Genomic DNA, 21,810 nt, shown 5'->3' with positions numbered 1-21,810 from the left:
GCGAAATCCAGAATCAGCAACGATGATAGGCGCTACATCGGCTGGTAGCAATGCTTGCAAACTCCTAAGAAATCGCTGCTGTATCCGACGGTTGCCCGGTTTCTTAACGGGATGAATTTCTTCGTACAAGGTAACGGAACGCCCTCCCGCAGGCAAAGCCGCTCGTAAGCGTTGCTGATGCTGATCTGTTGTCAGGGGCGACCAGCCGATAAGGATCAAGGGCATGGGCAGGGATTGCAATAGCCATCGGGTCATGGCGCCGTATATCTCCATGCGTTCGCTGTTGAGATGGTAATTGCCGGCTAAGCGATCCATACGCTTGATTTTGTGTTTGATATAGGCAGGTCCGGAAAGCGACCGCCCGAGCTGCGTAATCGATACAGACGCTCCTTTCAAACCAGCCTGAACAGCAGCCATCAGAGCTTGGAGACGGGTAGCATGAATGCCGGGAACTTTTTCTTTCAATAAGCTATGCAGCAGATCAATAATCGACATAAATTTATCCTTCCAGGTTATTATTTTAGAAAGAAATTTTATGTTCAGACCGGCTTGATCTTATTTTTATCTGAACTCCATCCAACAATACATTGTTTCTTAATGATATTTTGTGGGGATACCTCAGGTTATAACCCGCTTTATAAACGATAGGTATTCAAAGACAGAAGAAGGAGGAATTTTTCTTCCGGGAAGGTGAAGAATGGCGTCATAAATCTCTTCGGACTGGTTTCATGTTGGAAGAGAGAGACTCAGAATGTACTTCTTGCGCAAGCATCTGGTATAGTTTAAAAAGCATAGTTGTGATAAATGATAGGCTTAAGCTCAATTATTCTGTGTAGAGTAGACTCCGATACTATCCAGGTTCGCTAAGCCTAAATGATGCCTATGTTTTTACAACATCCAATTTATTTGGATGACAATGTTTCCGCAAGGAATAAATGATCACTTTCATAATCCCCTGAAATTCATGGAAAGATGGAAAAAATACATCGGATCAGAGAAGAAACATGAGAGATAACTCGAATCCACTGGCGATGAGACAAAAATTGCTCATTATGTTATTACCGGCGTATATAGCATTTATGTGTTTTTTCAATACTCTCTTAAATTTTATTGAATACGAAATAGTGTTTGTGTTTGATTTAAATGTATATAAAAAATTTTGAAGAATATCCTGTAGATGGAAAAAGCATTAATACTTATTTCTTTAAATACTTCTGTATATATGCTTAATTTATAAGATATGAATTTAATTTTATATATTAATATTCGATAAAATTCTGTATATCTGCATGTCTTTAATTTTTTAGAACGAGGAATTCAAGTGAATACTCTGCATACTTGTATTGTGAGTTGGTTAGCTAGTTTTTTTTTGTTACTTTCGATACTTATACTTACTGGCTGTACTACCTACCCACTTCTCAGTACTCAAGGAGAGAAGGTGCCTCATGATTATCTGATAGGACCAGGTGATACCTTGGATATTATCGTATGGCGTAATCCTGAAATTTCTATGTCTATTCCAGTTCGCCCTGATGGGAAAATTACTACACCATTAGTGGAAGATTTGCCTGCAAGTGGAAAAACATCCACGCAATTAGCTCGCGATATTGAAGTAACTTTATCTAAATATCTTCAACAGCCTGTTGTAACAGTTGTAATAACTGGGTTTGTCGGTCCCTTTAGCGAACAAATTCGAGTGATAGGTGAAGCCGCTAATCCACAATCACTTCCCTATCGTGAACATATGTCGCTAATGGATGTTCTCATTGCGGTCGGAGGAATTACCGATTTTGCTGATGGAAACAGGGCCAGAATCATTCGAACGATTGATGGAAAACAGCAACAGTTTAGAGTTCGGTTAAATGATTTAATCCGGGATGGGGATATCACTGCAAATGTTCCTGTATATCAAGGTGATGTCTTAGTCATACCGGAAAGTTTCTTTTGATTGCCAAGGAAATTCTGACTCAATTGAATCGTACAAAATGGAGTGTGATCCAGCATGGATGAGTTAATTGCTCAGTTGTTAGTTTATATTAAAGGGACATGGAAGTACCGTTGGGTTTCTATTGCAGTTGCCTGGGCTATTGCCATTCTTGGCTGGATTGTTGTCTATCAGTTACCTGATAATTATGAGGCTTCAGCTCGAATTTACGTTGATACGCAGAATATTCTTAGGCCACTAATGGCGGGTATGACTGTTTCTCCCAATCCAGAGCAGCAAGTGTCGATAATGAGTCGTACTCTTATAAGCCGTCCGAATGTAGAAAGAATCACACGTATGGTTGATCTTGACATAAAAATTACAGATGATGCTGCGTATGACAAACTCGTTACTGCGTTGATGAAGGAAATTACACTTGCTGCGGCTGGGCGGGATAATATTTTTACTATTTCGTATAGCAATAAAGATCCAAAACTCGCAAAGGAGATTGTGCAATCGCTTCTCACTATCTTTGTGGAAGGTGGTCTCGAAGGTAAAAAACAAGATTCCACTTCGGCGCTACGCTTTATTGATCAGCAGATTGCGGCATTTGAAGAGAAATTGATCACTTCAGAAAACGCATTGACAGCCTTTAAGCAAAGAAATATTGGATTATTACCTGGGCAGGGTGGAGATTACTATTCACAACTAACGATAGCTTTAGAAGATCTTGAAAAAGCAAAACTTGCTTTAAAAGAAGCTGAACGCGCACGAGATGCTGTTAGAAAACAGATTAGTGGGGATGAGACAGTACTTTTGCTGGAAACGGATGATGTGGTATCTGAAAAAATAATAAATCCGGAAATCGATGCGCGAATCCAGGCGCTTCATCTTAATTTGGATAATTTAAGATTAAATTTTACTGAGCTACATCCTGATGTGGTCTCAACTCAGCGCTTGATCGCTCAACTTGAAGAACGTAAAAAGGAGGAAGCGGAGCTAATGGGAGCTGGAGGTGATCATGGTCGAAACTATAGTCCAATGTTGCAGCAACTGAATATTGCATTGACAGAGGCTGAGGCTGTAGTTGCTTCAATGGAGGCGCGTGTTGCTGAGTATACTGGACGTTTTGAGCGGCTTAAATCAATGAGTACAATGGTTCCCGCGGTTGAAGCAGAATTAACACAGCTAAATCGTGACTACAATGTCAATAAGGCCAATTATGAGAAGCTTCTTGAACGTCGAGCATCTGCTGAAATATCTGGTGAGTTGACCTCTGCTACAGGTTTGATGTCATTTAGGATTATTGATCCACCTACTGTTCCTGAAACACCCTCAGGTCCTGATCGCAGAAAACTATTTTCCTTTGTTTTTATTGGATCATTACTTGCTGGTATAGGAATTTCTTTTGTAGTAAGCCAAATTCGCCCTACTTTTCATAGTCAAACTGATTTGCGACAGGTTACTGGTCTGGCAATACTAGGAACTGTTCCTATGATCTGGACAGATCAGGAAAAATTAAAGCGCAGAAATCGCCTCTACGCTTTTGGCTTTTTCTTATTGTTGTTGATGGCGTTATACACGGCATTGATGGTGTATGTGAAATTTTCATTCTTTTCACGCATGTAACTCTTTTAATTTTGAATAGTAGTATCAGGACTTGTGAAGCATATATTTTGAGACAGAATTATGCTTAGAACAGAGGTAAACGGAGGGAAATATGAGCATCATTGAAAGAGCTGCAGATAGGCTTGGAAAGAAGACCGTAACAGAGCGTGCGCCGCAAACATCAGCAAGTACTCATCTCGATCAGGTCAACAGCTCGGCTAAGGCTGATGAAAGTATGCCTGGAAATGAGAATGAGTCAGTTAATTTTCATGCTGTGTCGGCCGCTCAAAAACAAATATCTATTAATCTTGATAGACTACATCAGTTAGGAATTGTAACACCTCAGCATGGGAAAACTCAGATCGCTGAGCAGTTTCGTCTTATCAAGCGACCATTATTAATAAATGCTTTCAATCAAAATACCGGAATAAAAAATGGCAACCTGATCATGGTTACCAGTTCTCTTGCTGGAGAAGGAAAAAGTTTTTGCTCCATTAATTTAGCAATGAGCATTGCAATGGAAAGGGATCACAGAGTTTTATTGGTAGATGCTGATGTGGCACGTCCTTCTGTTCCCAGAATACTGGATTTTAGTCCGGATAAAAAAGGATTGCTGGATATTATTCTTGATGATTATCTTGACGTATCAGATATTTTAATAAAAACGAGCATTGAAAAGCTAACAATTATTTCTGCAGGAACACGACATCCTCATGCGACTGAATTATTGGCTAGCCAAAATATGAGAGACATCTTGACAGAACTCGCGCAACGATATCGAGACCGTATTGTTATCTTTGACTCTCCACCGTTGTTATTGACTAGTGAGGCACGGGTTCTCGCGAGTCAGATGGGTCAAATTGTACTAGTGGTAGAAGCTGAGAGAACAACGCAGCAAACGGTTAAAGAAGCTTTACGACAGATCGAATCATGCGATGTCGTTAATCTAATCTATAACAAAGCTAGAGCATTTTCCGGGGCTGGTACTGGCTATTATGGTTATTATTATTCATGATGTTATTCAGTAGTAATAGCTATTTTTGTAGAATTTTTTACTGGATCATCTACTTAATTATAGCGAGTCTATTGGTTTCTCATGCAGTTGCAGCTGACTGGGAGGTCAAACCACGATTAAATTTGAGGGAGACCTACACTGATAATTTGAGATTAGGCTTAGGGGGGGGAGGAGGTGGTGGTGGTGATTTCATTACCCAAATTAATCCGGGTATTCTATTGACTGGTGAGGGGCGTCGCTTTAATACCAATATTAACTACATGATGAATAACCTCATCTACGCAGAGCATGGTGAGTTTTCCAGGATAAGACATCAACTCAATGCTAATGCGACTGCTGAGTTGATTGAGGATCGCTTTTTTGTTGATGGATTCGCTAGGATGACTCAACAAAATGCTTTTTTATTTGGACCACAATCAGTTGATAACGCCAATCCGGTTAATAGAAGAAATGTTAATTCTTATAGTGTTAGTCCTTATTTTAAACACCGGTTTAAGGATTTCGCATCAGCGGAATTGCGTTATGTGCATGGTGAAGTCAATACAAGTGGGCAAGGTTCTTTTAGTAGTTCGTCAGATTCCGGGATTGCTCGCTTAGCTAGTGGAGCTGATTTTAGGGTATTAAAATGGGGGCTTAACTATAATCATACAGAAATACGTCGAGATCAGCTTCGAACAATTGATTTAGAGCGATCTATAGCACTTCTCAGGTATGTTGTTACACCACAATTTGATCTTATTGCAACAGGTGGTTACGAACGAAATAGTTTTATTTCTGTCCGGGGAAAATCATCAGGTCCAACCTGGACAGTTGGTTTTGCATGGGCGCCTACTGAAAGAACAGAGATTAATCTTTCAGGAGGGCAAAGATTCTTTGGTGATACCTATTTGGCTACAGTGAATCATCGAACGCGATTAACTACCTGGAACCTGAGTTATAACCAAGACATTACTACTTTTGGTCAACAATCTTTGTTTGGGTCGGCGATTACTACAGCAAGCGCACTGGATCAGCTTCTTTCGAGTACGCAGAATAGTGAGGCTTTGCTTAATCAAGGTGTTCCTTTTACTTTTTCTGATCCGAATAATTTTCTTACCAATCGCCTATTTCTACAGAGACGTCTGCAAGCATTCTTAGCTATCAAGGGCAATAAAAATACTCTTCTGTTGAGAGGATTTAATTTGCAGCGGCGGGCATACACAGCAGCTCTAGAGGATGTATCATTAATCGGATTAGGAAATGCGCTATTAACGAGAGATACAGACCAAACAGGCGGTAATATCTCCTGGAACCATAGGTTAACTCCTCAAACCAGTGCCAATATTAACTATAGCTTTACTAGAATTGATTTTCTTGTATCTGATCGAATAGATGATAATCAACTCATCATGTTTAGCCTGAATAAGCGTATTACTCCTAATATGAACGGAATGATTAGCTATTTTCATAATTGGCGTAACTCTAATCAGAGCAATAGCGATTTTAATTCAAATAATGTTACAGCTTCATTGAATATGAATTTCTAATCAATAGCATAAAGCAAATCTAAATTATATGTATTTATCTTATTACGGTCTTAAGATCAAACCATTTCAACTGAAGCCCGATCCAAATTTCTTTTTCAGCAGTAAAGGGCATAAACGGGCAATGGCCTATCTTGAATATGGGTTATCGCAAGAAGATGGCTTTATTATTGTTACAGGCGAGATAGGTGCGGGTAAAACAACTTTGATGCGCCATCTTTTCCAGAAGCTAGAGCGGGAAAAATTTATTGCTGTGCAATTAGTGAATACACATCTGGACTCGGAAGATATCTTAAGAATGGTGGCGGCTGCTTTTGGATTGGCGCACTTGAATTCTACTAAAGCGACTCTTCTGCTTGAACTTGAGCAATTTTTTCGGCAGTCTGATAGAGAGGGAAAACGAGTATTGCTGCTTGTAGATGAAGCACAAAATCTTTCTCCTAGCGCACTCGAGGAACTGAGAATGCTCTCAAACTTTCAGACAGACGATAAGCTCTTGTTGCAAACATTTTTACTTGGGCAACCTGAATTTAGAAAGATTCTGCTTGGTAACAGTATGCAGCAATTACGCCAAAGAGTTATCGCGACCTATCATCTCGGTCCTTTGGATACTGATGAAACCAAATCTTATATTGAACATCGTTTGACTACAGCGGGTTGGTCTGGCGATCCTTTTCTACGCGATGATGCTTTTAACGCAATTTACAACTTCACAAAGGGTATTCCCCGTAGAATCAATACACTTTGTGATCGTTTATTGATAATGGGTTGCTTAGAAGAATTACATACCTTGAGTAGTGTAGAAGTAAATGAAGTTATTCGTGACATTCAGCAAGAGTTTGATCTGTCAATTCTCTCTGATGATGAATCAGATGAGTTTAAACCCGCTACTGCATGACAAAGGATAAAGATATCAGCAAATAACGCTAAATCTATTTCAGTAAGCTATTATTATTTTTACTAATTTGGTTTTTCTTGGTTTTGGGTCTCATAAGGTGGCAAATTGGAATGATACGTAATGCCATGACAATCGATGTGGAAGATTATTTCCATGTTTCTGCATTTGCTTCTCATATACCGAGAGAAGCCTGGGAAAATTTGCCGTGCAGGGTAGAGAGGAATATTGACTGTATTCTCATGCTATTGGATGAGAAACAAATAAAAGCTACTTTCTTTACTTTGGGTTGGATTGCCAAGCGCTATGTGAGCATGGTTAGGCGCATCACTGAAAATGGCCATGAGCTTGCTAGCCATGGTTGTGAGCATCATCGGGTTTCAGAACTAGGGTTTGCTCAATTTCGTAAGGATATTATTCATAGTAAAAAATTGCTCGAGGATATTGGAGGTAACCCAGTATGGGGCTATCGCGCACCTAGTTTCTCAATAAATAGCCAAAATCTCTGGGCATTTGATTTACTTGAAGAAGCGGGCTATCGATATAGCTCCAGTATCTATCCCGTGTATCATGATCATTATGGTATGCCAGATGCACCCCGTTTTGCCTTTTATCCTAGTCCAACCAAGAAATTACTGGAGTTACCAGTGACGACTGTTAGTCTGTTCGGACGTAACTTTCCTGCGGGGGGGGGGGGGTATTTCCGATTATGGCCTTATTCTGTTTCACGCTGGTTTATTCATAAAGTGAACAATCATGATCATCGCCCTGCGATCTTTTATTTTCATCCATGGGAGATGGATCCTGAGCAACCCCGTCAGAAGGGTATTAGTGCCAAAACCCGTTTTCGTCATTATCTGAATCTTGATTGTATGGAAAAGCGGATTAAATTGCAAATCAATGATTTTAACTGGGGACGTATGGACCAAATTTTTCTGGATGAGGCAGAATGAGTACAGCGGATGTTGTATTTCCTCAACAGGTTAAAGCCCCATTATTTGCTGATATTCCCTGTGTATATTTATTACAGGCAGATGTTGTAACAGCATGGGATACATTCGTAATAACCTGTTCAGAGGCAACTTTCTTTCATCGAGCGGGCTGGCAGCAGGTTATTGAAAAAGCTTTTGGGCATAAGACGTGGTTCCTCTATGCGGAAATCAACGGAGAAATAGATGGCGTACTACCTTTGGTAGAAATTAATAGCTATCTTTTTGGGCATTCGCTTAGTTCATTACCATTTTGTGTTTATGGTGGAATAGCAGCCAGGTCTGAAGCAGCGAGATTGGTGCTTGATCAGACTGCTCAAAGGCTAGCTGCCCGATTAAAGGTAGATTATCTCGAGTATAGAAATCTCAAGCCATTTCACACAGATTGGCCAGCCAAAGATCTTTACGTAACTTTCCGTAAGGAAATTGATCCTGATGTGGAAAAAAACATGCTGGCTATTCCTCGTAAGCAGCGCGCAATGGTACGAAAGGGTGCTAAAAATGGATTACAAAGTTGCATCGATGGGGATATCGAACAATTTTTTCATGCTTATTCTGTGAGTGTACATCGGTTGGGAACGCCAGTATTCTCAAAGAATTATTTTCGCTTACTCAAAGCAATTTTTGCTGAAGATTGTGAATTAATGATGATCACCCATGAGAATAAAGTAGTGAGCGCCGTCATGAGCTTTTATTTTCGTGATGAGGTTTTGCCCTATTACGGAGGAGGAACTGATGGAGCACGAGATTTGGCAGCAAATGACTTTATGTATTGGGAGTTAATGCGACGTGCTTGTGAACATGGTTATAAGATTTTCGATTTCGGACGCAGTAAGCGTGGCACAGGTTCTTTCAGCTTTAAGAAAAATTGGGGGTTTGAGCCACAATCACTTTATTACGAATACCAGCTTCATCAGGCAAAAGCTCTGCCTGACCATAATCCATTAAATCCCAAATATCACCTTTTCATCAAAGCTTGGCAAAAGCTTCCTTTATCATTAGCGAATCTGATTGGGCCGCATATCGTGAGGAACCTGGGCTAGATCAATGCAAACATTGCTTTATCTAACACACCGAATTCCTTATCCACCAAACAAGGGGGATAAAATACGTTCCTATCATCTGTTGCGGCATCTCAGTGAACGTTACCGAGTTTACTTAGGAACATTTATAGATGATGAGCAGGACTGGCAATATGTCGATCAGGTCAAATCTTTCTGTGAAGATACCTGCTTTATTAAACTTGACCCGTTTACTGCTCGTATACGCAGCCTCTTCACCTTGTTTTCAAATACACCCCTTACCTTATCTTATTATTATAATCAGCGTCTCCAGGCTTGGGTAAATGAGCGGCTTAGTAAAAAATCCATTGATCATATCTTAATTTTTTCTTCAGCAATGGCGCAATACATTGGCCACGCTAAAGATTGTGATCACATCGTTGATTTCGTTGATGTTGATTCAGATAAATGGCGTCAGTATGCATCAGCCAAATCTTGGCCCCAGAACTGGATCTACCGACGAGAAGCTAAATTATTACTTGCTTACGAGAAGCAGGTTGCCAAAGATTGTGGTTATGTCACTTTTGTTTCTGAGAAAGAGGCGGATTTATTCAAGCAACTTGTGCCGGAAGTCACTGATAAAACAGTCTTCTTTAATAATGGAGTAGATACTGACTTTTTTTCACCTTATCTTCGTTATGACAATCCATACTCAGAAGGAGCGAGAGTGCTTGTATTTACTGGCGCCATGGATTATTGGCCAAATGTTGACGCTGTAAGCTGGTTTGCACATGCTGTTTTTCCTGCAGTTCGCGCGCAGTTGCCTCAAGTGGAATTTTATGTTGTGGGTGCCAGACCATCCCGAGAGGTTATGGCGTTGGCTAGCTTGCCTGGCATTACTGTAACGGGTGCTGTAGAGGATATTCGACCTTATATGGCTTATGCGTCGATGGCGGTAGCGCCTTTACGTGTAGCGCGGGGCATCCAGAATAAAGTGCTGGAAGCAATGGCAATGGAGAAAATTGTCATTGTTTCTCCTCAAGCAATGGAAGGTATCTATGCTGTTCCTGAGATAGAGTTATTCGTCGCTAGTGATGCAGGTCAATTTATTGATCAGATTATTCTGCTATTCCAAAATAACGTGAGTAAAGATACTGGTGGAGCTGCAAGGTCAAGGGTATTGAAAGATTATAATTGGGCAGAGAGCCTAGCCAGAATAGATGCTTTGTTTACTGGGAATAGAAGAAACGACTTAAGGGATGAGATATTAGTTCGTTAATTTCTTGTTAATATCGATATTAATAATATTCAGAATGCTATGAGCGTGCAACTTCCATCAGAAATTGCAGTGAGCACTTTAGTAAAAAAACAGAAGCTCTCTGCTTTTGTTACATCTCTCGTGATTATTCTGATACTGAGTGTGTATCACGAGGTGACGTGGTCGATCATTTCAACCTGGATCAGATCGGATACTTATGCGCATGGCTTCTTGATTCTTCCTTTTAGCGTTTATATGATCTGGAAGCAGCGTGATAATCTTAGTCTATTGAAATATCAACCAAGTTTTGGATGGTTATTCGTACTGGGAATACTCGGATTTGGTTGGCTATTGGCCACGCTGGCGAGTGTGCTAGTAGTTGAACAGTATGCTTTGATAGCGATGATTCCTGTCGCAGTATGCACCATTATGGGGCATCGATTAGCTTGGGCTATCGCTTTTCCGCTCGCTTATCTTTTTTTCGCTGTTCCATTTGGTGAAGCGCTCATTCCGCCATTAATCGATTTTACAGCAGATTTTACAGTCACTGCATTGCAGATGACAGGAATTCCTGTTTATCGTGAAGGGAGTTTTTTTAGTCTTTCTAGTGGTAATTGGTCTGTAGTAGAGGCTTGTAGCGGTTTGCGTTATTTGATTGCATCGGTAACACTGGGCACGCTCTATGCTTATCTTACTTATCGGAGTTTAATAAAACGCATACTTTTTATCGTACTTTCTATTGTTGTGCCGATTGTTGCCAATGGAATGCGGGCGTATTTGATTGTGATGACAGGGCATCTCAGTAATATGCAATTGGCTGTTGGTGTTGATCATTTGGTCTATGGCTGGGTATTCTTTGGTTTAGTCATGATGCTGTTATTCTGGATTGGCTCGTTTTGGCGGGAAGACGAACTGGAGAATAGGACTAAAAATGAGAATCAAGTTGCTAATCCTCAAGCTGATAATATTTCACTTAACAGCATGTGGTTTGCAGCAAGCCTGGTGGGGGTCACTATACTAATTTGGCCAGCTTATGCGAGTTATCTGAATACTACTACTACTGAGAACAACTTGATTCCTGAGGTTGGGATTATAGATCCATTGGGAAAATGGGAGGTTAATCAAGATCTGTCTTTTGATTGGACTCCTAGCTATATTGGTGAGCCTCGTAAATTTCTTTATCATTTTAAGCATGCAGATCAATCAGTAAGCGTCCATATTACCTATTACCGTAAACAGAATCAGGGGGCAGAGCTAATTAATTATGGGAACGTACTTGTCTCTGATAAATATTCAGGCTGGCGTAATATTGGCAATACTAAACGTCATATATCGCTTGACTCCAATGCGTTAACGATCAATCAGAGTCAATTGCAGTCGTATACTACAAATTTATTGGTATGGAGATGGTACTGGTTGGGTAATAAGCAAACAGCCAATCCCTACTTTGCGAAAGCTATTCTTGCCATGAATAAATTCCTGGGAAATGGCGATGATGGGGCTGAAGTCATTGTTACGACTTCTTACAATGATCATCTAGAGGGGGCAGCGGTAGTGCTCCAAGATTTTCTTGATGACATGCTGCCAGTAATAGTTAGGGGACTTCAAACTGCACAGCTTTCCAATGAGGAGTGAATATAATGGTCAGTATTACTACCGTAATATTTCATTAATAACGAGTAATTGCTAACTATACCCATGTTTTTATGCCTAGTTAGATTCTTATGAATACCAGTAATCCGCCTCTTATTGCACATGTTATTCATCATCTCGGTGTCGGCGGGTTAGAAAATGGTTTGGTGAATCTGATTAATACTATCCCTCCAGAGCGCTACCGACATGCCATTATATGCCTCAAAGGATATTCTGATTTTCATCGGCGAATCAAAAGAAGAGATGTGGTAATTATTGCGCTGAATAAGCGTGAGGGGAGTGATTTTAAGGTTTACTCCAATCTTTTTAAGTTATTCAAGCAACTTAAGCCGGATATTGTGCATACTCGTAATCTTGCCACAATGGAAGGGCAGATCCTTGCTGCTTTGGCAGGAGTAAAAGCCCGTGTGCACGGAGAGCATGGCCGGGATATCTTTGATCTTGAGGGTAAGAGTCGTAAATATAATTTATTGAGAAAAGCAATTTGTCCTTTTATCCATCATTTTATTGCTGTCAGTAAAGATCTGGAAAAATGGTTAATTAATACGGTAAAAGTAAATCCAAGCGACATTGATCAAATTTATAACGGTGTGGATAGCTTACGCTTCTGCCCAAGCTTCGATCTCCCTCCTATAGCTACTCCTCATGGCTTTATCAATAAGAATTCTTTTGTCATTGGGAGTGTTGGGAGAATGGCCGAGGTAAAGGACTATCCTAATTTGGTTCAGGCCTTCTTGCTAATGTTGAACAGGATTCCAGAAGCAAGTAAGCGGTTGCGACTTCTCATTGTGGGGGAGGGAGAAGCGCGAGAAAAATGCATTACAATGCTACGTAGCGCAAAGGCTGAGGATTTAGCCTGGCTTCCTGGCGAGCGTACCGATATCCCTGAATTAATGCGCGTTATGGATCTATTTGTGCTGCCATCGTTGGGTGAAGGAATTTCCAATACTATTCTCGAGGCAATGTCTAGCAGTCTGCCGGTAGTAGCAACCAAAGTTGGGGGAAATATCGAGCTGGTAAAAGAGGATCAAACTGGAAAGCTCATACCGCCAGGAAATCCTGAAATACTGGCTGAGGCGATATTTGAATATTATAGAAACCAGGATCTGCTTACAAGACATGGATATGCTGCACGTCAGCTGATTGAGTGTGGTTTTAGTATGGATGCGATGACCAACAGTTATCTTAAGGTCTATGATAGAGTTCTTGGATTATGAAACAAAGATTTGCTGGCTGGTAGAAGGGTCGGTAAAGAGAGAATAAATATGAAGGGGAAATGATCATGTGCGGAATCGTGGGCATATTTGATACGCACAGTAAAAATGAAATCAGCCGGCAACTGCTTAATGGCATGAATCAGACCCAGGTTCATCGTGGACCAGATGAGGGAGAATTATATACCGAGCCGGGTATTGGTCTGGGTCATCGTCGCTTATCCATAATGGATGTTTCCAGTGGGCAGCAACCTCTTTTTAACGAAGATGGTAGTGTTGTCGTGGTTTTTAATGGTGAAATATACAATTATCAAGAGCTGGCTAAAGAGCTTGCCGAACTAGGCCATCATTTTCGCACACATTGTGATACTGAGGTAATTGTGCATGGCTGGGAAGAATGGGGCGAGCAATGTGTCAATCGATTTCGTGGTATGTTTGCTTTTGGTTTGTGGGATCGTAATCGAGATACGCTTTTTGTGGCCCGTGATAGGCTGGGCATCAAACCGCTCTATTATGCATTACTAGCCAACGGATTATTCATTTTCGCATCCGAGCTTAAAGCGCTACTTGCTCATCCTGACTTCGTAAGAGAAATGGATGCACGGGCAATTGAAGATTACTTTGCCTATGGATATATCCCTGAACCCAAAACCATTTTTAGGCATGCGCATAAGCTTCTACCGGGTCATATCTTGACGCTACAAAGTGGCCAGCAGTCGTTGCAACCTCGCCAATATTGGGATATTCCATTTCAGTTACATGGCGCGATGGAAGAACGAGAAATTCAGGATGAGCTGATTATCCGACTGCGCGAAGCTGTCGGTAGTCATCTCATGAGCGAAGTACCCTTGGGGGCTTTTCTTTCGGGAGGAGTGGATTCCAGCGCTGTCGTCGCCATGATGGGAGGGTTAATGAAGGATCCCGTTAATACCTGCTCGATTTCTTTTTCTGATCCAGCCTTCGATGAATCAGACTATGCCCAGAAAGTGGCTGAGCGCTATCATACTTGCCATTATGTTGATCAAGTAGAACAGGATGACTTTGATCTTATTGACAAATTGGCGTCATTATATGATGAGCCTTTTGCCGATAGTTCGGCTATGCCAACTTACCGAGTTTGTGCGCTTGCCAGAAAGCGAGTAACTGTTGCGTTATCTGGTGATGGAGGGGATGAAAATTTCGCTGGATATCGCCGTTATCGTTGGCATATGTACGAAGAACAATTGAGATCCAGATTACCTATTGGGTTGCGTAAACCTTTGTTTGGCTTGTTAGGGTACCTTTATCCCAAGGCAGATTGGGCACCAAGATTTTTGCGTGCCAAGGCTACTTTTGAAACCTTGGCGCGTGATTCAATAGAAGGCTATTTTCATAGTGTATCCATTATGGACGATAAAATGCGTCAGCGTTTGTTCAGTCCATCTTTTAAGAATAGTCTGCAAGACTATCAGGCTGTTGAAATATTACGTGGTTATGCGGATAAAAGCCCGACGCAGGATCCGCTATCACTCATCCAGTACCTGGATATGAAAACCTATCTCGTTGGTGACATTCTGACTAAAGTTGATCGTGCTAGCATGGCGCATTCTTTAGAGGTGCGCGTGCCATTATTAGATCACAAACTGGTTGAATGGATTTCGGGGATTCCAGCCTCCTTGAAGTTACATAATCATGAAGGAAAATACATCCTTAAGAAGGCCTTGGAAGATTATCTTCCTGATGACGTGCTTTATCGTAATAAAATGGGATTTGCAGTGCCGCTGGCGAAATGGTTCAGGGGCGAGCTACGCGAGAGGGTGCGCAAATCCTTGCTCAGTAAAACTTTGGCAGAAACAGGTATCTTTAATATGAATTTTATTGAGGAAATGCTTGATCAGCATCAATCGGGAAGGAGGGATTACAGTGCGCCGTTGTGGACACTGCTTATGTTTGAATCTTTTCTGCGTAATACGTTTCATCTAGAAAAAGCATTCTCTGACGCGTTGGTTTTTAAGGTTGTATAACTAATATTTTTTAAAATGCTAACTTTTCTATTCTTTTTAGAGAAGGTATGAAGAATGAATGAGAGGGATGCAGCCAGAAGCGCACAAAGTACAGAACCTTAGATGTAAGAATTAATCGGATTGTTTACGGGATTTGCTGCGTGATGCGGTCGTTTTGGATTTTCTCTGTGGCACCGCTCGTTTAGCTAAAGAACTTTTAGAATCAGGATTAAGAATTCATGGGGCAGATATTTCTGCAGAGATGCTTGAGGTAGCAAAAGAGCGGCTCTTCGGTTATGGTGGCCGCGGTAATACTGAAGTTATGGATGTATTCGAATTAACCGGGAATGATCAACAATTTGAAGCTGTTATTTGTACGCGTGTTTTAATGCATTTTCTCCTAGGGAACTGATAGCATTTTTACGTGAGATCGCGTCAGTTGTACGAAAAAGAATCGTGATTAATCATTTGCTGGATTCACCCTGTCAGTATCTTAGGCGCTGGATAAGAAGATAATATTTGGTCACCCCGAGTCTGTTTATTTCCCATTACTAATAGAGCGCGCAAGCGTCTCAATCTTTTAATGTGAAGCAGTCTATATTTATTGCTGAGAGAATCGATTAAATGAGAACAACGTTATTACGTTGGAGCTGTAAAAATTATTCTTTCTGGAACCTCCCTTGCTACGCGTGCGGCAGTTGTCTAGGATGGCGAATTCTATCCTGCAGTAAGCGTAGCAATTCATTTATAGCTAATGTAATTTGTCTAAAGTGTAATGCTAAACAGTTTCTCAAAAAAAATCGTTCACTTAAGACTGAGTCTAATGCTGTTTTATCTGAGTATCAAATGCTCAGAAAGTTAGATGGGGGTATTAGAGTTGGGTACCCTTTTTTGCTACCCCGCGCTTATAATTATTCTGCTGAAGACTATTCATTCTCTAGAGAATTTGTTGAAGGAGAGTCTATAGATGAGCGACTACTTCACTCAGAAAACAGGCAATCTTTTGAGGATTGTCTAAGTGCCTCGGCGACTTGGCTGCGAGGCCTGCATGAGGCGCCTATTGCGCATTTGTGTAGTCAGGGAAGCGATTACTTAACAATGCTGCGGCAATTGGAATTAGACCTCGGTTTTCTAATCAATAGCGCCCCAACTGTAGTTTTAGCATTAGGGTTTATGCAATCTACTTTAAATAAAATCAATAAACTTACAGAGAGACATGTGCCACTTCATGGTGATTTTAAGGCATCAAATTTAATCATTACATCAGATGGACGAGTGTATGGAATTGATTTTAGTCCTCGATTCAATAATCCCAGTGCTATGGACATCGCTCAGTTTGTTGTTGACCTGTTACTTAAACGACATCAAATAAAGGTACTTACTCGCGATATAGGTATAGCGGATATTTTTGATATTTTTTTAAAAGCTTATTATGGGAATCTTAGTCAAAAAAATAAGTATCCAATCACATGGTGGTTACTCTACTTTCTGTTTTCCCATTGGAAGAATGAGCTAAGAAGCTATAAACCTAAGTTTCTTGTCAATCGTTATTACATGTCAATCTTGGCGGATATCATGGCATTCTGTAGCAATAACTTGGATTACCAGTAATTCATCATGTTGTGTCTAGAAGAAATTGGGAAAACATACGGCAGATTGTGGAGTGATACCCCAAAACTGGACAGGCCGTCAAACTTTGGTGATACTCATAGGGGAGAGCGATGAGCATGGGCAAGAAACGCAAACAATATTTCAGTGAATTCAAGGCAAAAGTAGCACTGGCAGCAATTCGTGAAGATGAAACAGTTTCGCAACTACATCCCCGTTATAGTTTACATCCTACGCAGACCAATAGAAGCTTTTTTACAGCATCGGATAGCATCAGATCATTACAAACTAGAATTGCGCGTATTTGTTAATTGATAATTTCCAAATTATCGGTAGCGCCTGAGTGCAGAAATTTCATGTGTGATGAGTATAATAAGAAAAGATTTTATATTATTAAAACAACAAGTAGCAGAAAAAATGAATCAAAACGAAAAAATTAAAGTTCTCTTTGTCTGTATGGGTAATATTTGCAGATCACCTACTGCAGATGCGGTATTTAAGCATCAAGTCAGAGCTGCCGGTTTGGAGAAGCAGATTTACGTCGATTCGGCTGGCACGCACGCTTACCATATCGATGAGCCCCCTGATAAGCGTGCACAAAAAGTGGCACTGACAAGAGGGTATAACATGCGGGAGTTGCGTGCTCGCACCGTAGAACCGAATGATTTTGAAGAGTTTCACTACATCCTGGCAATGGATAAAAACAATCTTGCTGTACTTCACGATCGCTGCCCGCAACAATATAGCCACAAGCTTGATTTACTAATGCGATACAGCAGTCAATGGGACAGTTATCAGGAAATAGCGGATCCTTATTATGGTGGAAGTCATGGATTTGAAATGGTACTTGATTTAGTGGAAGATGCTAATGAGGGGCTGCTAAAGCATATTCTTAGTCAGGGTCAGGGGTGATGTATCCAGCATCAAAGTCCTAAACTTTTTTCCGGTAACAATCGGAGAAAAGTTTAGATATCATACATAGTGATAATTTTTCATAAATAAGGCATTTCTCACCCACTTACTCCTTAAAAATCGATCATGCCAAGTACTTCTGCATTTTAAGATTGCATCTTTGAGCAATTTCTCTTTCTTTGCGCTTCTTTTCCTGCTGTCTTACCCTAAAATTTCTCAATTCACATAAGAATTAAAGTTCCAATCTTGTCTTTATATTGACTGTTACGCTGTCTATCCTACTGATTCCGGGCCTCGGTAGTTCAAGCTGCTTTATGTCAGAGAGATTCTACATTGACCCGACCTTGTGTTATGTGTAAAGTCAAATCCTTGCGCAAAATAAGGTTATTAACTTTTTATTTTTTGTGTTTCTAACTAATAAATCCAGGGAAAGAGGAGAAGAATGAGGATTAATTCTAAATACAAGAATCAGATAATCCTTACTGCGGTTGGGGGATTGTTATTATTTGGTATGAATTCAATGGCTGTTCAAGCAAATACCGTCATGAATTTTCTTGATCAATATGGTCTTAAAGTTGGCGGCTGGATTCATGGCGGAGCAACTTTTAATCCGTATCAGACCGATGGATTTAACGGTCCTATTACCTTTGCAGATCAAGCTAACCGGTTCCAGTTAAACCAGCTTAATTTGTTCATTGAACGGCCTGTAGTGTCAGAAGGGAGTTCATGGGATATAGGTTTCCGGGCTGATTTTCTGTTCGGTACAGATGCTATTTTCGCGCAAGCTTTTGGGAACCCCGCATTTGATGTAAATAATGGGAGAGCTTTAAGTGACAGAGGCAACTGGGATCTTGATATTTGTTGTAACTCTAGTCGTACCTATGGTATCGCCTTTCCACAAGCCTTTGTAGAAGTATATGCACCAATTACAGACAGCAAAGGTCTGAACGTAAAAGTTGGTCACTTTTATACACCGATTGGTTATGAATCGGTTCCGGCGCCTAATAACTTCTTCTATACCCACGCTTACACCATGCAATATGGTGAACCTTTTACGCATACCGGGATATTGAGTGAATATGCCATTACCGATAATTGGTCTGTGAAGGCTGGAGCGCTTACGGGGAGTGCTACAGGTGGCTGGGATGGTAATTTTGATAAACAATTGGCCAACTGGGGCGGGATAGGTGGTGTAAGTTGGACGAGCGATGATGGTAATACCTCTCTTGATATTAGCGGTACTGGGAGTACAACTTCCACCCGGAACAGTAGCTTCTGGGGAATGTTCAGTATCGTGCTGAAACATATGATTACCGAAAGAACCCATTTTATTTTGCAACATGATCATGGTTTTGCTGATAACGTTCTGCTCAATAACCTCCACTATACTAATGTAAACAAAAATGCCGAGTGGTATGGAATTAATCTGCACCTATATTATGATGTGACATCTAACTTGTCAGTGGGTGTGCGGGGTGAGTGGTTCCGCGACAGGGATGGTTTCCGTGTATTCTCACCAGGTAGGGTTGCCGCTGCGACCAATCACTTCGGCCAGAGCTACGCCTTGGGCGGCGCAACCCAACTTGCTACGAGCACACCTGCTGATTATTATGCGGTAACACTAGGTTTGAATTGGAAGCCGGCAAGCATGTTCAATTTTACCGATAGCCTGCGGCAGTTGAACATTCGTCCAAACTTTCGCTACGATGTAGTAGACCCACTTCATGGGTCAGCCTATAGACCATTTGGCGGTAATAACGATCAAGTCTTGTTGTCACTTGATGCAATATTGCCCTTTTAAATCAGCAATCTTAAGGAGAGAGTGAATTGTTAAAATATTCAAGAAATGCACCTTCAGGTGCATTTCTTTTATCCGTTACTGTTTTTGGGATGCCCTAACTTAGAAGCTGTCTTGAAAAATCATACACATTTAGCCGCGTCAGCCTTAGCATTGCGATACGCACCCTGTTCTCAGCGCTACGGGTTCGAATCTCATAATCCCTCGATAATCGCCTGAAATTTCCCAGCCAAGCACCTGCTCGACAAAATCGACAGTAGTGCCCCGATAATAGCCTGCATCACTAGAGAAGGCGCTAATGCGTGGAGATTTTTCCATTGCCGCGCGTAGCACAGAAGGAGCTGCCTTGGTGTCATGAATGTTTGCAGCATGAACGACGAGCTGGATCAGATGACCTAACGTATCAACCATACATGGACGCCCACTTTTTGCCAAGCTTTCAGTTAATGATTTTGAGAAAGTAAAGATTGCTGCCATACATCCGGACTTTTTATAAAGGCATATTGCCTTTGTCCCTGATGGAATTCGCTGAGTGGCACCTAATCACAATAACGTGCTTTATGCACTGAGCCCATAACAGGTTTAGCCACTCACGGTCTGACCAGTCTCGCCATCATGTCATGATTGCCTGTGCAATCGATGATAGTCTATCCTCTTAAACTCGCTTTTACTGCAACATTACCAATCCAGTTTGATTCAATCGCTCGGATCAGTGAGCTGCAGCAGACGCTGTCGTAACGTGATTGGGATGAAATGTGGTTCCTTTAGTAAGCAATGCCCAGATGATACGAGCGTAAGCGTCCAACGCTACCATCTAAAAATACCCATTTGATTTCATTACCCTCAAACATTTTCGGGGGGTAAACAATGGCGTTAGCGCTAGACAAGCAAAACCATATAAAAGCCTGGCAGGTTAGCGGCTTATCGCAAAGGGATTATTGCCGTCAGCATGGTTTGAATGCTAAGACATTTGGAAGCTGGTTGCGAATTTACCGTAACAGGCCGATGAATGCTGAAGTACCGACGCTGATACCAGTAGAAATAAAGCCAGCGGCTCCATCCACGGAATCATTGTATCTGCACGGATGCCGTGGACATACCCTGCAATTGCCAGCAAATGTTTCACCGCAATGGTTGGGGGAATTACTGAAATGCCTGGATTGATTATTCATCCGGGACAAATTTGGCTGGTGGCTGAGCCGGTGGATATGCGCCGTGGTATTGATGGACTATCGATGATCGTGCAGCAGGCGCTGGCGCATTCACCGTGTGCAGGCTCGGCCTTTGTGTTTAGTAATCGTGCTGGCAATCGCATTAAGGTACTGCGGTGGGATGGGACGGGGTATGGTTATGTCATCGCCGCTTGCATGAGGGACGGTTTGTCTGGCCAAAGTCGGGTGAGCGCTGTTTTGTATTGACACAGACAGAATGGGAATGGCTGATCGCAGGTGTGGATTGGCGGCGTTTATCGGCATTGCCACCCACCCGTTTACGGCCATAGTGATACCTAATTGCCTAATATTAACAGTTAGTTATATGATGACTGCATGGTATAATGACAGCCATGAAATCGTGGCGACAACTAGATCAACTCAACCTTGATGCGCACACCAAAACGCAGGTAGCAGGCATTATCCAGACACTCCTTGATCAGGCACAAAAAGAGGTCGAAGCCAAGGAATTCAAGATCCAGGCACTTACCCTGGAACTGGCGCATTTACGCCGTATCCGCTTTGGCAAGCGCAATGAGTCCCTGCGGTTATTTCAGTCGCAGCCGGATTTATTTGAAGAAACTGTGCAAATGGATACCGCTGCGGTGACAGCGGAAATTGAACAGCTCGATTCATCAGCCAAACGAAGCGAGAATAAATCCCCTCGCATGCGCGCAGGCCGTCAACCTCTGCCGGATCATCTACCCCGTATTGAACATCGCCATGAACCCCAATCCTGTCAGTGCAGTCAATGTGGCCGTGATCCGGTTAAAATGGGTGAAGACGTGACCGAACAACTTGATGTAGAACCTGCCAGATTCTTTGTTCATCGTCACATTCGCCCGCAGTACGCATGCAAAAGCTGCGAAACGGTTACAGCCGAGCCCATACCACCCACTGTAATTGAGGGTGGTATGGCCGCACCTGGCTTGCTTACCCGGGTGATAACCCACAAGTACCTGAATCATCTTCCACTCTACCGTCTGGAACAAATCGCTGCACGTGAAGAGGTTGTTTTATCCCGTTCTACCCTGGCAGAATGGGTAGGCCGCACGGGTGTGGCCTTGCAGCCTTTGGTAGATCGACTGACCTGGCATCTTTTACAAGGCAGCACGCTTCACGCTGATGAAAGTGTGCCACGAAGGCGCACAGGGGGTGAAATTCCCTCGTGCAGCTATGCTACACAAGAGATGAGGGTAGGTCCCTCGGGGTCGCCGTA

19 protein-coding genes and 2 pseudogenes are annotated in these 21,810 nt (G+C 41.8%); 19 read left to right on the top strand and 2 right to left on the bottom strand.

Annotated features, from left to right (window positions below):
• Nucleotides 1-495 (bottom strand): annotated as a pseudogene (locus BLW34_RS12435) (IS4 family transposase); the annotation flags it as partial.
• An 850-nt stretch (nt 496-1,345) separates the two neighbouring features.
• Between BLW34_RS12435 and BLW34_RS12430 the strand changes: the two are divergent.
• The 16 genes from BLW34_RS12430 (at nt 1,346) to BLW34_RS12355 (ending at nt 19,383) form a co-directional block, all read left to right on the top strand.
• The gene (locus BLW34_RS12430; protein ID WP_371263938.1) at nt 1,346-1,948 is read left to right on the top strand and encodes an XrtA/PEP-CTERM system exopolysaccharide export protein; all 603 of its coding nucleotides are present in this window, start codon (nt 1,346-1,348) and stop codon (nt 1,946-1,948) included.
• 54 nt (nt 1,949-2,002) lie between these two features.
• Nucleotides 2,003-3,553 carry an XrtA system polysaccharide chain length determinant gene (locus BLW34_RS12425; protein WP_090580123.1) on the top strand — a complete coding sequence of 517 codons (1,551 nt, stop codon included), beginning with the start codon at nt 2,003-2,005 and terminating at the stop codon, nt 3,551-3,553.
• A 91-nt stretch (nt 3,554-3,644) separates the two neighbouring features.
• Complete coding sequence (locus BLW34_RS12420; protein WP_090580120.1) at nt 3,645-4,547, top strand: XrtA-associated tyrosine autokinase; 903 nt, start codon at nt 3,645-3,647, stop codon at nt 4,545-4,547.
• Nucleotides 4,544-6,073: a TIGR03016 family PEP-CTERM system-associated outer membrane protein gene (locus BLW34_RS12415; protein ID WP_090580117.1), complete on the top strand. Its 1,530-nt coding sequence runs from the start codon at nt 4,544-4,546 to the stop codon at nt 6,071-6,073. Before BLW34_RS12420 ends, BLW34_RS12415 begins: the two co-directional genes overlap by 4 nt.
• Nucleotides 6,074-6,101: 28 nt before the next feature.
• Complete coding sequence (locus BLW34_RS12410) at nt 6,102-6,968, top strand: XrtA/PEP-CTERM system-associated ATPase (RefSeq protein WP_090540790.1); 867 nt, start codon at nt 6,102-6,104, stop codon at nt 6,966-6,968.
• A 110-nt stretch (nt 6,969-7,078) separates the two neighbouring features.
• Complete coding sequence (locus BLW34_RS12405; protein ID WP_090580113.1) at nt 7,079-7,918, top strand: XrtA system polysaccharide deacetylase; 840 nt, start codon at nt 7,079-7,081, stop codon at nt 7,916-7,918.
• Nucleotides 7,915-8,997, top strand: coding sequence for a FemAB family XrtA/PEP-CTERM system-associated protein (locus BLW34_RS12400; protein WP_090580110.1), 1,083 nt, complete (start codon nt 7,915-7,917; stop codon nt 8,995-8,997). The genes BLW34_RS12405 and BLW34_RS12400 overlap by 4 nt, the downstream gene beginning before the upstream one ends.
• 4 nt (nt 8,998-9,001) lie before the next feature.
• Complete coding sequence (locus tag BLW34_RS12395) at nt 9,002-10,234, top strand: TIGR03087 family PEP-CTERM/XrtA system glycosyltransferase (protein WP_090580106.1); 1,233 nt, start codon at nt 9,002-9,004, stop codon at nt 10,232-10,234.
• Between the two features lie 39 nt (nt 10,235-10,273).
• Nucleotides 10,274-11,848, top strand: coding sequence for an exosortase A (xrtA, locus tag BLW34_RS12390; RefSeq protein WP_090580103.1), 1,575 nt, complete (start codon nt 10,274-10,276; stop codon nt 11,846-11,848).
• Nucleotides 11,849-11,937: 89 nt separating this feature from the next.
• On the top strand, nt 11,938-13,083 hold the full coding sequence (locus BLW34_RS12385; RefSeq protein ID WP_090580100.1) for a TIGR03088 family PEP-CTERM/XrtA system glycosyltransferase: 1,146 nt from the start codon (nt 11,938-11,940) through the stop codon (nt 13,081-13,083).
• 65 nt (nt 13,084-13,148) lie between these two features.
• Nucleotides 13,149-15,083, top strand: coding sequence for an XrtA/PEP-CTERM system amidotransferase (locus BLW34_RS12380; RefSeq protein WP_090580126.1), 1,935 nt, complete (start codon nt 13,149-13,151; stop codon nt 15,081-15,083).
• A gap of 133 nt (nt 15,084-15,216) precedes the next feature.
• Entirely contained in the window at nt 15,217-15,474 is a 258-nt protein-coding gene (locus BLW34_RS12375) for a class I SAM-dependent methyltransferase (protein WP_090580097.1), read from the top strand.
• A gap of 212 nt (nt 15,475-15,686) precedes the next feature.
• On the top strand, nt 15,687-16,673 hold the full coding sequence (locus BLW34_RS12370; protein ID WP_090580094.1) for a phosphotransferase: 987 nt from the start codon (nt 15,687-15,689) through the stop codon (nt 16,671-16,673).
• A gap of 110 nt (nt 16,674-16,783) precedes the next feature.
• Nucleotides 16,784-16,981, top strand: coding sequence for a hypothetical protein (locus BLW34_RS12365; protein WP_090580091.1), 198 nt, complete (start codon nt 16,784-16,786; stop codon nt 16,979-16,981).
• A gap of 106 nt (nt 16,982-17,087) precedes the next feature.
• Nucleotides 17,088-17,582, top strand: a complete 495-nt coding sequence (locus tag BLW34_RS12360) for a low molecular weight protein-tyrosine-phosphatase (protein WP_090540809.1) — start codon at nt 17,088-17,090, stop codon at nt 17,580-17,582.
• 442 nt (nt 17,583-18,024) lie between these two features.
• Nucleotides 18,025-19,383: a porin gene (locus BLW34_RS12355; protein WP_090580088.1), complete on the top strand. Its 1,359-nt coding sequence runs from the start codon at nt 18,025-18,027 to the stop codon at nt 19,381-19,383.
• 144 nt (nt 19,384-19,527) lie between these two features.
• Here BLW34_RS12355 and BLW34_RS12350 read toward each other — a convergent pair whose 3' ends face one another.
• Nucleotides 19,528-19,791, bottom strand: a complete 264-nt coding sequence (locus BLW34_RS12350) for a transposase (protein WP_177166034.1) — start codon at nt 19,789-19,791, stop codon at nt 19,528-19,530.
• 456 nt (nt 19,792-20,247) lie between these two features.
• On the opposite strand from BLW34_RS12350, the gene BLW34_RS12345 reads away from it, so the two are divergent.
• The 3 genes and pseudogenes from BLW34_RS12345 to BLW34_RS12335 form a co-directional block, all read left to right on the top strand.
• On the top strand, nt 20,248-20,544 hold the full coding sequence (locus BLW34_RS12345) for an IS66 family insertion sequence element accessory protein TnpA (protein ID WP_090580080.1): 297 nt from the start codon (nt 20,248-20,250) through the stop codon (nt 20,542-20,544).
• A pseudogene (gene tnpB / locus BLW34_RS17465) lies at nt 20,466-20,881 on the top strand (IS66 family insertion sequence element accessory protein TnpB). The gene BLW34_RS12345 and the pseudogene tnpB overlap by 79 nt, the downstream one beginning before the upstream one ends.
• Before the next feature lie 54 nt (nt 20,882-20,935).
• The coding region (locus BLW34_RS12335) for an IS66 family transposase (RefSeq protein ID WP_256203780.1) at nt 20,936-21,810 on the top strand (875 nt) is incomplete at its 3' end.

The sequence above is a fragment of the Nitrosomonas sp. Nm58 genome (assembly GCF_900107335.1).
Lineage (GTDB): Bacteria > Pseudomonadota > Gammaproteobacteria > Burkholderiales > Nitrosomonadaceae > Nitrosomonas.
Note: the sequence above shows the minus strand (reverse complement) of the source record. Positions and strands in the feature narration are given on the sequence as shown.